Origin of the sequence: Lachnoclostridium sp. An196 (assembly GCF_002160135.1) — a bacterium.
Lineage (GTDB): Bacteria > Bacillota > Clostridia > Lachnospirales > Lachnospiraceae > Hominiventricola > Hominiventricola avistercoris.
This window is the reverse complement of sequence record NZ_NFJZ01000002.1, coordinates 44,823-57,790: the sequence shown is the minus strand read 5'-3', so window position 1 is coordinate 57,790 and position 12,968 is coordinate 44,823. Positions and strand designations below refer to the sequence as shown.

Below are 12,968 nucleotides of genomic sequence, written 5' to 3'. Positions count from 1 at the left end.
GTCCTGCGTTTCATACCGGGATGACTGGATCGCCATTTCCAAATTGCATAGCGGACACTTCACTTTGCACATCTCCTTCCTGTAATGCCTGTTGCATTTCTTTTTGCTCCTGCAGTCGAGTCTGAATATCAGATAAAATTTCCCCGGCATTCGGATAATTCGCTTTTGCCATAAATTTCCAATAAAGCACCAACGATTCAAGATCACCAATGGGTCCGAACGCCCCTGCCTGATACTTCACGTCAGCCGCATTCCACATAGCCTCACGGTTTGTCATGATCGAGGATGTTGTGTCCGTCTCAAATATAAATTCATCGTTCCAGTACCATTCCCCTGCATCATCCTTTTTCAGAAAATCATACCGATTGAAATGAGAGAATTCATATGTCCCGTCTTCCTTTTTGTAACTCAGAGGAATAGGCTGGTCCGCATATGACAGCCAAAACTGGAAGATCATTTTGTACAGAGCAGCATAGGCATTATTTTTCATGATCCGTTTTGACTCCAGACGTCCCGCAGCCTGATTGATGGAATACTGCTTTGCTGTTCCTGATGTGGCCGATGAATCATATTTCCCTTGATAAGAATCAGTGATCCCAAGGGATGATCTCGCCCAGTCGTAGTTGTCTTCCAGAGCCACACGGTCTTTGGAGATATCCGGCTGCATGTTATAAACACCGATCAGGCTCACATCCTGCGGACGTACCCGGACTATATTCATTTCATTTTTGCTGCAGGTAATCTCTCGGCCTTCCGGCAACGTCGCAAATGACCATCCGCGCAGTAGTTTTTCATTGATCTTCGTTCCCAGCTTCTTTATAGTGTCCTGCTGATCTATGATCACATCCACATCAGAGCCGCCCAGGAATTTTTTACTTTTTGATATATTTTTCCGGATCACCAGCGGGAACACATTTGGCTTATAATACGGAATTCGTTCGTGAATCGGCCGCATATCCACCAACGGAATCCCGTTTTCATCATATACAGCATTCCCTTCAGAATCGGTCACTGGAATTTCTTCTGCCCCTATAACGGAACGGATAAAATTTCCGTTTGATAACGGGATATCAGAGAAAACTTCTTCCGTATCTTCTGAAACTTCCTCAAATTTTTTCCCGCCGCATACCGGACACACATCAGCGGCCTTGATCTCGCCACATTTTTTACAGCGCTCCAGCTTTCTTTCCTGATAGTCTTCAAAATCCACCAGAATGTAATCTTCCACCCAGGAAAACATCCCGATCCCGCCGTTTTTATTACGGTAGTATGCGATATACTGGCTTACTATATCGTCATTGTACGTTGTATCGTTCTGATTGCGGATGTCCGGACGGTCCTCTATGGCATCTTCCACATTCACACCATACCGTTTTTTTATAAAATCCTTTGTCTGAGAAAAGATGAGAAACACATAATCCATCTTCTCCAGTTCTGTTACACACGGCTGCGGTATCACCTGCTTCGGATGCACCTCTTCCACAGAAACGTCTCCCAAAGTACAATGCATTCCTGCCGTAGAATCCCACTGGACATGAAAAAAGTCACCGCCCTGTATAGGTGTGACCCTTTCCTGCTCATCATTTATGTCCTTATACTTGATCTTAGAAATCTCGTTGACCAGCGCTTTTTCTATACTTTTCGCAAGCTCAATGTCTTCCGGATGAATTGGTCGCACTTTCGGCATCGGAATTGAATTATCTACCTGTGACTCAATCAGCTCATAGACAATGTTCCGAACATTACTGGCCAGCTTCGTCGGGGATTTTTTAGAATTGGGATTTTTCTGGACCTCCCGGGTTCCATTGTAATATGCCTCTTTCGTATCCATGTGCCTGCGTTCCAGATCATACGCCGCAAGTGCTATATCCAGCCTTCCCTGCCACATCCGCAATCTGCGAAGCTGCTCAGGATTTTTCATGTTCTTGATCATGTTCTTAATTCTCCCTACCATTCTTCCGGCTCTCCGTATATTCTTAAAAGTTTCCGCTTATCCTCTTCACTAGCATTCTCATAATCTTCATACATATCCGCCGTCCATTTCTTTTTCTTCCGCTGTTTCTCTGGATCCGCGGGATCCGTCCAATAAACACAGAAGCAGCGAAGACTATCCACATCATGAGTCAGGTCGTGAGGATCTTTCGCGTAAATGTTGGGGCGGCGCTTGTCCTTCTGAATCTTTTGAAGACATCGATAAAGATTAGGAGCTGCGTTCTCCATAATCTGGAGTGCCGGCTTTCCATCTTTCGGGACATACAGCCATTCCTTCATAGCTGCGCATCCATCTTCCAGTCGATTCAAGGTTTTTGTGAGCGTTATCCCATATTCAGCAAAGTGCAGTGCGCGGGACTTTCCTGTGATCTGATCCCGGTTCCATAAATCCGGCGGCGCCAAAAATAATTCTACATTTTCTTCCTCTGAAAGACTCCGCAGTATGTCGCACGCTTCTCCGATCGTCTTGTTCGGAGAATCATACTCCCGGTAAACTACAGCATGATTTTTCTCATCAACCGCCACCCAATGTGCCGAAAACATGTCCAGACCATAATCAATGCATACGTAAGTTCTCACATTTCCTTCCGGGTATTTTGTCGTCAAATGCGTCTCCGCGCGAACCTCCGGGAAATATGCACCGCCCGGAACTTCCAAAGCCTCCTCAATCGTTGCTGGATATTCCTGCGTGATATCGTCCCCCATAGCCCGCTTCGTTTCTTCATACCATTTTTCATCACGTTTTGGGTCTGCATACCACGGGATAAAAATTTTATAGAACCCGTTATCCGGGTCCGTAAAAATCTGCTCAAAAAGGCTGCCGCGTTCTATCGTGGAAAGTCCCACAACTTTTCCGCCAAATGGACGGTTTATGACCGGAAATGCTGCCTTCCAGATTTCTTCGGCGAATTGCTGGAATGCCCACTCATCAAACACCAGAAGATCCGCGGTAAAAGATCGTGCCGCATTCGGCGACGATGGGAAAGCTTTGAATACGCTTTCTGGACCGTTTGAAAAAAATATAGTTAGAATAAGATCATTTCTCTTAAAAACAGGTCCGCTCCAACCTTGTGGTACATTCCCATATTCAGCAATCAGTTCGGGCATATAACGAAAAATCACTGCCAGACGACGAACAAGCTCTTTCGCCTCTTCCTCTGATCGAGAAAGCCCTATTGCAGTCCTTCCAGTCCAACACCGCAGGAGATATGAAGCGTAACTCATAACCAGCCAGGAGAATCCCAACTGACGCGCTTTCAAGATTGCGATCTTACGATGCTCATGAATATCTTTCAGGGCCTGTTTCTGAGCTTCCCACAGATGAAACGGCTGAATAAGCTCTTCCGCATCTTTATCCTCAATGTGACAATACGTTTCGATGTAATACTCCACATGATCCCGGCAATATTCAATTTCCTTCTCGCGAATTTCTTCTACTGTCACCTTTGTCACCCGGTCTCAAAATTTTATAAATTTTCTGATGGATATACAGGAGGTAAAATAAAGCGACCCGCATCCCGATGGGAGGGGGATGCCCCTGGGGTGGGTGCGGGTCTATGAGTAGCCACCAAAAAAGCACGCAAAAAAAATTTGCGCGCCCCTGCATGATCATCATATAAAATATTCTGCGCCCTTACCTGCTGTCACTGGCTGTCAGGTGTGCGCAGAGTGCGGACTCTCCCGCCCTATCCCTATCAATTACATACTAGATGTATTATTGGCACTAACAAATCATGTTTAACGCGTCGCAAAAGAATAATTTTGCGTCATGTTCTACTGATTGCTATCCTTCTTGATACGTTCCGCTACCTTTTCAAGCAGCGCCCTGTCTCCGTCCGTCATGCCTATATCAGCCTCAACCTTGGTCGTCGGCTGATCCCCTGCTGTATCGCGGACAAATTGCGCCGCTTTTACGCTTCCTTTCTGTGCGGAAAGCATCATTCGCGCTAACAATACGTCGTAATTTGTGGCCCCATCTGGCAGATCAGGAAGTCCGCCCATCACCTGATCAGATGCAGGACGGGAAAGCATGGCCTCGTAGATCTCGCGCGCCGTCTTACGCCGTTTCTTGGCCTCTGCTGACGCTTTGCCCGCTTTGCTGGCGCTCTCTCGCCTCTCTTCGGGCGTCTTCCGCGCGTTGACCTCCTGCGGCGTCATAAGATTCGCGTTGCTCCGCTCCCTCGCCGCTCTCTTCTCCTCTTCGGTCCTCTGTGCCATCTCTCCACCTCCTTCCAGGCAATAAAAAAGGGACGCTGTCTTTTGCGTCCCAATTGGTTAATACTACAATATCATGTTATCCGGTCACGATCAACCGCACTTTTGTCACATTTGCCCGATATCGTCCGATCTCTCCCCCATATCGCCGGATCTCCCGCGCTCTTACAGGTCGTCCAGGCCTACCCGCTGTATGTCCTCTGTATACTCTGCGTCCTGTCTCCGCATCCTCTCTTTGACAGCCTGCGCTATATAATCATCTATGGTCTGCCCTGCGCTGCGTGCATATACTTCCAGATCAGATATACTTGCGATCTCGTCCGGATATCTCACGATCTCGTGATCTGCTGTCTGTCCGCGCTCTCTTATATAGTGATCTCCACCATTCTCCAGTCTTTCCCGGATCGCCTCTCTGATCCACTCTGACGCGCTTACGCCTGCAGTCTTTGCGGCCTGATCCACTGCATCGCCTTGCCCCTTAAATAGCAGATATGCTTTGCGATCGTAGGTCTCTTTTTGCCATGCGTATTGTCTGGCATTTCTTTTTTTGGTATTTTCCGGCACTGTATCACCTCCTGCCATATTATTATATCGCTTTGCACCGTAGTGCGCACTATGCAACTTGCACAAAGTGTGCACTACGATTTTTGGTGATTGTGTATATTGACGTAGTGTGCACTACGATGATATGATGAGGGCACAACAAAACAAGACCACCAAACAGGAGGAAAACAAAATGAAGAGATTTAACGAAGAATTTGAAATCAATCAAGATCTGATGGACACAATCGCGTCCTATATGGATGACGACAAAAGAGAGCATGTACACTTTGAACTCGCCCCGTGCACTTGTGAAGAGTTTATAAGAAGATACTTGGAACTTGATCCAGACTTTGAAGATCTGCTTTACCAGGAATTCGGAATTGAGGTATAACGATGAACCAGATCACAAGAGAACACGAAAAAAGCCGCTGGACGGCCTGAGAAACTGAACCAGCGGCACCAATCAAAAGAAAGGCAGGTATTATTAAATAGCCGAAACGCCCGCGAGGGCGTCCGGGAAAGATGGCAACTTTTCCGCTGATGATGGCAAGCCAGAAAGGAAAAATATATGAGATTATACGCAGGGAACGCCCACCAATATTTGGGTAAAAAAATTGACAGAAAAAAACGTATATTCGGGTATTATCCCATGGAAGTAAAACAATTTCCGGACGGAAAATATTACGTAAAAGATGCGGTAGGCGTATGCATGCCACTTCCCGAAAAGGAAGATGATTTTAACGCTGTCAATTTTGATTTTGTGGTAAATGATTGACTAACCGCCGCAGAGGATGCAAGCCGGGAGCGATGCCCGGCGGCGGTTTCCCTCCTGAAAACGGAAGGAATTGAAAGCACTTGCCCTTGATCCTGTACCCGTCTACAGGGACACGGCAAGCCGGTTACTGTCAACCACACACCGCCCCGGTGAAGTTATCCGGCGCCTAACGGTTGGGCGATACCATCCAGCATACCGCCAGCCCTACACCCAGAGCCACGGGACGGGACGCGCGCCGGGTGTAGGGCTGGGAGTCTGCAAAATTACTATTACCAGAAGGAGGCGAAGCCATGAAAACCACATTAACGGCGGCAATCTACACAAGGGTTAGCACCCGCGAGCAAGCCGAAGACGGCTACTCCCTGGACGCTCAGGAACGATTATTGATGGACTATTGCAAATCCCATCGTTACCAGGTCTATAAGATCTACAGCGACGAGGGCATAAGCGCCAAAGATATCCGGCACCGGCCCGGGATGATCGCTCTTCTGGCAGACGCACAGGAAAAAAGATTTAATCTGATTCTGGTCTGGAAGCTGACCCGGTTTTCCCGGAGTCTGGCAGACCTGACGGCATCATGCGAGATGTTGGACAAGCTCGGTATAGCCCTTATAAGCTATTCTGAAGCGTTTGACAGTTATACTCCCGCCGGTCGCATGGTTCGCTCCATGCTGGGAACCGTGGCACAATTTGAACGGGAAGTAACGGCGGAGAACGTAGCTCTGGGGATGTTGGAACGGGCACGGCAGGGAAAGCGCACATGCACCGATGTCCTTGGATATGATCCGGACGGGAAGGACTCTTTCCGTATCAACCCGGAAGAAGCCAAATACGTCAATTTTGTCTTTGATAATTATCTGATCAGAAAAAATATTTCCGAAGTTGCGGAACTCTGCCGGGGAATGGGCTTTCGCGGAAAACGTGGGAAAATTCCTAACCCCGAATCTATACATAAGATCCTGACCCGTCCAATATATGCCGGGTACAATGTTTATAAAGGGAATATCTACAAGGGAAATTATGAGTCAATTCGGACTGTACAAGACTTCAACAAGGTTCAGCGGCTCATTCTTCGGCAAGGGAAGATATCTGGGCGTGAGCGTCAAAAGAAACTGTTCATTCTTCCTGAAGGGGATAACTCATAGCATCCCCTTCAATCTATTTTTTCTCCAATCTGAAGCAAAAATCGTCACAAAATACAGAAGAAAAACAGTACGGATTTCTTCCCGCATTTTTTTCGGCACCCAGGGGGTATCAAAATTTTTGCATTATTTTTTGATGGTCACACCGCAGCCACATAAGACTCAAAGATTTTCACCGTGTGATCTTCGCTCCGGAATGCATAATGCCGCGCCGTTACTCCCTGCGGCTTGTGGCCCAGGTATTCCCCGGCATCAGAATCCGTCCCGCCGCGCCGGATGATGTTGGTTGCGGTGGTCTTCCGGAATAAGTGCGGATACACGCGCCGATCCAGGCCGGAAGCAGCTGCAATACGCTTAATTTCGGAATATATCCCGCTTTTGCTCAAAGCCTGTGTGGTATTCCCTCTGTTATGTGTAAACAACGGCTGAGGGCTTCGCAGATCCAGGCCGCGTTCATCCACGATATATTCCCGCAGGTATTTCAATGCAATGGTGTCCAGACAAACAGTCCGGAATGCTTTCCCCTTCGACCCATAGATCATCACGCGGCCTTTCTGCCAATCGATCTGATTGATCGTGATCTCCGGGATTTCCCCCTTTCGCATGGCCGTGCAGCGCATCCATTCGATCAGTGCGCGGTCTCGCTTTGTCCGGCAGCCGTTCTTCAATTGCTCCACCTCTTCTGCCTCCATGTGGTCGATCGGAGCCAGGATCTCTTTAAATTTTTCGATATTCTCTACCGGATTTCGTAAAATCAGACCGCTTTTCCTCATCCACTCAAAAAGCGCATTCAGCTTCCGGCGCTTATTATTCAGTGATGCGTTTCCGTTCCCTTCCCGGTATTTTGTTCGCAGGTAATACTCCACGTCCTCCTGTGTTACCTGCGTAAGGTTCTTATCCGCATATCGTAAGAATTCACGGAAGGTGATCATATAAGCGCGCATGGTCTCCGAAGAAAGCCGCGCCCCTTTTTTGAGTTCATACAGACTCAGGATGTACTCGTTCGTCATGTCGATGGTTGCCGGCAGACATTCCATCTCTACAATGTCGATGCGGTACAGAGCTTCTGAGAGCACGTTTTCCAGGATCGCCATCTGATCCGCTTTTAGATGGTACTTCATGTTCATCAAAATCTCATTTTTGAAAATATCTTTTTTCGTCATGGTAACACTTTCCTCCTTGTGAAATTTGGCGGCAAGTGCTATACTGTTCTTGGTAAGACATGTGTATAGCACATTGGCGGCTGGTATTGGCGTACCGGTCGCCGTTTTTCTTGCCTTTTAGAACTGATGTTCTGTTTAAAATTATTTTTTTACCGGGCAAATGAATGCCCGGTGAAGGTTAAATGTCCAGCTGGTCTATGGCCCGGTGGATCATGGCGTTAAGCCGCCCCACACTGATGCCCCGCTCATTGGCTGCGGCATCTCTGGATATCCCCGCGATATAAATATCATATAATGCTGTCTTATATTTACTTGTCCTGAGCCGTTCTACGGTGTTTCTTACCTCTTTTCTGAGCTTGTCGCAGTCGTTTATGTTAAATTCAATTTCCCGCTGAATATCGGCTATTTTCACGGCTGCCGTTTCAACTTTGCTTCCCGTCCCGCCGCCATGTCCCTCGCCGGAACTGGCGCCCATAGATGTCCCTATGTTCAACCAATACTCCCAGTCCCTGATCAGTGCTGCGATCTGTCTTTTGCATTCAATATATCCGGACAGGAATTCCTTTTTCTCTTCATACGTCATTTAAGGCACTTCACTCCCTTTCCCATTTCTTTTACCCATATCACCCGCAGGAACGGCGTTCTGATCTCGTCCCATTCTTCAAGCAGCTTCTGTTTCGCCAGATCATTTCCGTCCGGTATCCGCTCCTGGGCCAGTTCAACCCTGTATTTCTTTGACAGGATGTTCCCGCGCTGGACAGCACGAAGCACAAACGACTGGCTTTGCCCGGTTCTTTCTGCGATCTCACGGGCAGATACATTCTCATGCAGTACCTTCCCTTCAAGATCCAGCACATTATATAGATTCACTTTCTGTCTCATTGGTTCCCCTCCCTCTGTATCGCAATATCAGATCCACATATGTAGCCGATGTCCTGCATCTTAAATTCTGCAGCATGCAGAAATATCTGTACTTTTCTGTGACCTTAAATTTCCTGACTACACCGTCATACTCTGCTTCCACCGGATCCCCTATCTTTAGAATTTCGCGGTATTCCTCTATTTCCTGCTTTGTGATCGGACGACGCTGGAGCATGGGCTTATATTCTACATAACACCACTTTCTAGTATCTGGATCTTTCAGTACCTTACGGGCTATCATGCCCGATATGACGTTATATGTAACACCCATCCGGATAGCTACCTCTCCACGTCTCATGCCCTGATCCAGCAGTCTCTGTGCTTTTTCAATATCCACTTTATCCATCGCGTTTCATCCCCTCTCTTCAAACCTTCGGTAACATTCTTCGCATCCCACCGAATCAACAATTCCACATTGTATATACCCATCTTGGAATACTGACACATTTTCCAGCAGACAGGTCTTCACCTGCTGCCCCTTGTATTTCTCGAAATGTGAGCAATAATGCGTCGGATAACATGCCGCACCGCGGCACCAGTGCGCCTGTTCCCCTGGCTTATTCCAGTTCGACCATTCCGTTCGTGGAGGATCTCCCGAATGTGCCCGATCATACGGATCAGTCTTTGCCCGGTGATCGTCCCAGCATTCTCCGTATGGGCATCTGTTTGACCACCAGTATAAGCAATTCCTGCAGGCACATCCTGTGCATCCTCCAATTACCGGGCGAGATATATTCTTCAAATATTCATCTAATGTCATTTGGCCTTTCATAACACTTTTACCCATTGAATTTCACATACTCCGCATCCGCATAAAATCCATGTTGTGACCAATATAAACGGCGCATGGGATGTTCTACATCGACAATACGGAATTTGTTATATGTATCGTCCAATATCTTTTTCTTATGCTTCTCATACTCTTTCTTTAATTTCTTTTCGTCATCGTATGGTTCCATAAATTGATATGTCACGTCCTCTTTCCAAAAAAGCATATTCCCCATAATACCGATCTGCGCCCATAATACATATCCATCGCATCTTCTTGGTTCATACTCAACCGTAACCCGGCTTGCAAGATTCTCTGGAATTATGGTTTTGTATTTTGCTCGTTCTTTCTTGGCAACCTCTTCCAGTCCATTTACATCCTCAAGACCTTCTTCGTAGCTATAACACCCCTGATCTGTCCGATAGAATGGATATTTCGGAAGCCCCTCAACTTTTTTTACCGTCGCTATTCTACATTCTCCCAGAACTATACGGCCAACCTTATCTCCAACAGAAAGAATATGCTTTTTATTAGGAGGCATCTGCAGTGTTTCCAGATAATCAAATATGCTCAACTGGCCGTCCATATTGCTTCTTCCCCTCTCTATGACTAAATCTCAGGTTAGATTACATGATCCAACGCCTGTCCGCAATTGGGGCAATACCTGTAATCGTCATGATCTACCTCGTAATATTCTCCGCAGTTCGGGCAAATCCATGTGTCATATACCATGTGACCGTCTGCATATCCGTCACCCTCATAGTCTGGTGTTTTCGGTATCTGATTCTCCGCCGCTTCCCTGCACTCTTCCACGGTTCCAATCGCCCAGTACTGCGGGATTTCTTCGAGGGCAGTGATTGCCATGTCAAGTGACTCTCTCAACATTTGATATCCGCTTGTAGGCATATTTGATTTTATTGTTTCTATTGCTTCCTCTGGTGTTTTAATTAAAACTTCATTTCCCGTCATGGTTATCGCTCCTTTCAACTAACTATTCAACTGCAGAATTAATTCCGAATATTCTTCCATTCGGACAATAATCACAATATTCCGGAATGTCCACCACGGTAATTCCTTTGCTCACCTTGCACCTCCACTAACTATTCACTCTCAGATTAGTCCGCCTTTCTCGACAATCTCGATTGCTTTCTTTGCCATGCATACACTGCAATATTCGCTTCTCACTCCACATTCATGCAGAATGCATGGATCGTCAGAATACTTCATCAATTCCTCAATCACCTTTTCCTTGTCAAAGGCTGTCGCCTGTCTATCAAAATCTTCAAGAGTAACAATTTCTCCAATGTTGTCTTCTCTCGCATTTTCCACATCTAGACCAAGTGATTCAATAAATGCTTCAGCATCAATCAGTCTCATTCTGTTTACCTGCCCTTCTGTTCCATTCGTAAATTTTAGGGCATCCGCTCGGATGTGCTCCAAGCATTGTAGATGTCAGCACAGGGCTTTTGCAGTCTGGATTTTTACAAAACCACGCATCATCATATTCGCATCTTGTTTCCGGCGCTCCTGTGCCTTTGCAACAAATCTCACTCATCTTCCATTCCCTCCTAATTCTCATTCATAAGAGCCTGACCACATTTAGAACAATAGATTAGTTCCTATACTCGTCTGCCAGAATCTCAAACATAACACTGTCGTGTAGTTTTCCGTCCTGTAGCCTGGCATACTGTCGGTAGTGTCCACACACTCTCCCACCGTGACGTCGGATAAAATTCCGATACCCTCGAATCGCTGGATTATCTGCGTAGCAAAACCACGATATCCTGTTCATGTGATATTTTGTGAATATATCACTGACCGCTTCACAGACATCTTTGATAAATTCCATGTTTCCTTTGTCGAAACTGATTATCCCAAATCCATCAGCAGACATTGCCGCCCAATCTACCGCATAACATATATACCCCATCAATCGATCCTGTCTATCAACTGATGCAAAACAATGCTTACTGGCATTATCTTCCGGGATATCCACAAGCGAATCCCAATAGCTTCCGTTCCAGTAGATATTTTCCGGCCTATACCATGTCTTCAAGATCTCTTCGCGTAAACGATCCGTATATAATTGTGCTGGTTTAAGCATTTATATCGCCTCCACTAACTATTCACTCTCAGTTTTCCTCATCATAAATATGTATGCCGATCTGTGTTCCAAGCCAATCCAATCCATCTCGGTTAAACCAATACGTCTTTGACTTTTCTCCATGCGCTATCTCTGTGCTACACTCCATGTAACCGGCTTCAACCAATTTATCTAAATCCTTATCATTTCCATAAAAATAATTTCTATATGGTTTGTAGTACTTTTTTCCTTGCCTGGTATATAACCTTCGACCCGTATGACCAGAATTAAGCCCTATCGTATGCAGTACTTTTTGACGCATTGTGCAGTAAGTTACCTTGCGACCATTTTCTTCAACATGAATGTATTCTTCTTTTGGTAATTTCATCTCACATCTCCACTAACTATTCATTTATCAACTGTCCTAATAATTCCGGGTCATCAAAAATATTTCCGATAACCTCACAATTCGCAATTCCCATGTCAATACATAAAAGAATGTCTTTATTCATATCACATTCTTCAATCGGGACAAGCTGCCAACCCCAATTAGATTCACAATTTGGATTTCCAAATTTAACCGTTGCTTTCCATTCATAGTTTTGGATTTCTTCACGGAGTAAAACAATATCATTCTCCCAGATCCGCTTACCATTCCCGTCTTTCAGCCCGGTGTACTGGCAGAGAGTGCTCAAATCAATTTCATCTGTAAAAATGGTCGTTCCATTGCCGATAAAATGTTTGACAGGCTCTCCGCTTTCTGTTTTTGGATTTTCAAAATAAACATCCTGCCCGTTTACCCATTCCCCATTATCTATCCGCTTCGCCTTAAAAAGTATTTCTCTCATTTCTCAACCTCACACTTTATTCAGCTGGTTCCAATCTTGTTCCAAGTCTGTTCCAAGATTTCTTCTTAACTTATTCATCTCTTTTCTGGTCTGTACGGCTCCGAAAGGGGCCGCCAAGCCAGAACTATACTATACTTATCATTGACTTTATTTTCACACCGTACGATTTTGGGATATGATCCCTTTTCAAAATTTATATCTTCTTCCTCATATCGTTTTGTTAAGAACCAGCACAAAACAAACCAACTTTCAAGATCTGGATTATACCAGCCTTCCGTCACTCCGTATTTTGTACTCAGCTGATATCTCTGGCATAATGCTCCCATGTGCTTTGCGTTCGGCGGAAGTTCTTTTTTCACAGGAGTCCATCCGTCATTCATGTGCCTGCGGATAATATCTTTTGCTCGTATCAAGCCATAACAAAAATCTGTAATATTCTCTGTGATCAAATCTGGATTTTTCCTATATCCATCTATCATTTCGTCTATCTCTTCCAGAATATTCTCTAATTCCTGCAT

General features: G+C 45.7%; 18 protein-coding genes. 3 read left to right on the top strand and 15 right to left on the bottom strand.

The features are described 5' to 3' along the window. Positions 1-10: 10 nt before the first annotated feature. The 4 genes from B5F29_RS02655 to B5F29_RS02640 form a co-directional block, all read right to left on the bottom strand. On the bottom strand, positions 11-1,933 hold the full coding sequence (locus tag B5F29_RS02655; protein ID WP_143449108.1) for a hypothetical protein: 1,923 nt from the start codon (positions 1,931-1,933) through the stop codon (positions 11-13). A gap of 14 nt (positions 1,934-1,947) precedes the next feature. Continuing rightward, positions 1,948-3,435, bottom strand: coding sequence for a hypothetical protein (locus B5F29_RS02650; protein ID WP_143449107.1), 1,488 nt, complete (start codon positions 3,433-3,435; stop codon positions 1,948-1,950). Positions 3,436-3,765: 330 nt separating this feature from the next. Then, complete coding sequence (locus tag B5F29_RS02645) at positions 3,766-4,209, bottom strand: hypothetical protein (RefSeq protein WP_087153140.1); 444 nt, start codon at positions 4,207-4,209, stop codon at positions 3,766-3,768. 162 nt (positions 4,210-4,371) lie between these two features. Then, positions 4,372-4,770, bottom strand: coding sequence for a CopG family transcriptional regulator (locus B5F29_RS02640; RefSeq protein WP_087153139.1), 399 nt, complete (start codon positions 4,768-4,770; stop codon positions 4,372-4,374). A 172-nt stretch (positions 4,771-4,942) separates the two neighbouring features. Between B5F29_RS02640 and B5F29_RS02635 the strand changes: the two genes are divergently transcribed. The 3 genes from B5F29_RS02635 (at position 4,943) to B5F29_RS02625 (ending at position 6,669) form a co-directional block, all read left to right on the top strand. Then, the gene (locus tag B5F29_RS02635; RefSeq protein ID WP_087153138.1) at positions 4,943-5,140 is read left to right on the top strand and encodes a hypothetical protein; all 198 of its coding nucleotides are present in this window, start codon (positions 4,943-4,945) and stop codon (positions 5,138-5,140) included. 177 nt (positions 5,141-5,317) lie between these two features. Beyond that, on the top strand, positions 5,318-5,524 hold the full coding sequence (locus B5F29_RS02630; RefSeq protein WP_087153137.1) for a hypothetical protein: 207 nt from the start codon (positions 5,318-5,320) through the stop codon (positions 5,522-5,524). 290 nt (positions 5,525-5,814) lie between these two features. After that, positions 5,815-6,669 (top strand): recombinase family protein, encoded by an 855-nt coding sequence (locus B5F29_RS02625; protein WP_087153136.1) that lies wholly within the window; start codon positions 5,815-5,817, stop codon positions 6,667-6,669. A gap of 137 nt (positions 6,670-6,806) precedes the next feature. Here B5F29_RS02625 and B5F29_RS02620 read toward each other — a convergent pair whose 3' ends face one another. The 11 genes from B5F29_RS02620 to B5F29_RS02565 all read right to left on the bottom strand — a co-directional run bounded on the left by B5F29_RS02620 (position 6,807) and on the right by B5F29_RS02565 (position 12,968). Then, on the bottom strand, positions 6,807-7,829 hold the full coding sequence (locus B5F29_RS02620; RefSeq protein ID WP_087153135.1) for a tyrosine-type recombinase/integrase: 1,023 nt from the start codon (positions 7,827-7,829) through the stop codon (positions 6,807-6,809). A gap of 178 nt (positions 7,830-8,007) precedes the next feature. Beyond that, complete coding sequence (locus B5F29_RS02615; protein WP_087153134.1) at positions 8,008-8,412, bottom strand: hypothetical protein; 405 nt, start codon at positions 8,410-8,412, stop codon at positions 8,008-8,010. After that, positions 8,409-8,711: a hypothetical protein gene (locus B5F29_RS02610; RefSeq protein ID WP_087153133.1), complete on the bottom strand. Its 303-nt coding sequence runs from the start codon at positions 8,709-8,711 to the stop codon at positions 8,409-8,411. The genes B5F29_RS02615 and B5F29_RS02610 overlap by 4 nt, the downstream gene beginning before the upstream one ends. Beyond that, a complete protein-coding gene (locus tag B5F29_RS02605) occupies positions 8,686-9,096 on the bottom strand; it encodes a hypothetical protein (RefSeq protein ID WP_087153132.1) in 411 nt (136 codons plus the stop codon). Before B5F29_RS02605 ends, B5F29_RS02610 begins: the two co-directional genes overlap by 26 nt. A gap of 433 nt (positions 9,097-9,529) precedes the next feature. After that, positions 9,530-10,105 (bottom strand): hypothetical protein, encoded by a 576-nt coding sequence (locus B5F29_RS02600; protein WP_087153131.1) that lies wholly within the window; start codon positions 10,103-10,105, stop codon positions 9,530-9,532. Positions 10,106-10,140: 35 nt separating this feature from the next. Further along, positions 10,141-10,488 carry a zinc ribbon domain-containing protein gene (locus tag B5F29_RS02595; protein WP_087153130.1) on the bottom strand — a complete coding sequence of 116 codons (348 nt, stop codon included), beginning with the start codon at positions 10,486-10,488 and terminating at the stop codon, positions 10,141-10,143. A 141-nt stretch (positions 10,489-10,629) separates the two neighbouring features. Continuing rightward, positions 10,630-10,896 carry a hypothetical protein gene (locus B5F29_RS02590; protein WP_087153129.1) on the bottom strand — a complete coding sequence of 89 codons (267 nt, stop codon included), beginning with the start codon at positions 10,894-10,896 and terminating at the stop codon, positions 10,630-10,632. 235 nt (positions 10,897-11,131) lie between these two features. Then, positions 11,132-11,623 (bottom strand): GNAT family N-acetyltransferase, encoded by a 492-nt coding sequence (locus tag B5F29_RS02580; protein WP_087153127.1) that lies wholly within the window; start codon positions 11,621-11,623, stop codon positions 11,132-11,134. A 28-nt stretch (positions 11,624-11,651) separates the two neighbouring features. After that, the gene (locus B5F29_RS02575) at positions 11,652-11,990 is read right to left on the bottom strand and encodes a hypothetical protein (protein ID WP_087153126.1); all 339 of its coding nucleotides are present in this window, start codon (positions 11,988-11,990) and stop codon (positions 11,652-11,654) included. A 16-nt stretch (positions 11,991-12,006) separates the two neighbouring features. Next, a complete protein-coding gene (locus B5F29_RS02570; RefSeq protein WP_087153125.1) occupies positions 12,007-12,450 on the bottom strand; it encodes a YopX family protein in 444 nt (147 codons plus the stop codon). A gap of 74 nt (positions 12,451-12,524) precedes the next feature. Next, positions 12,525-12,968, bottom strand: a complete 444-nt coding sequence (locus tag B5F29_RS02565) for a hypothetical protein (RefSeq protein WP_087153124.1) — start codon at positions 12,966-12,968, stop codon at positions 12,525-12,527.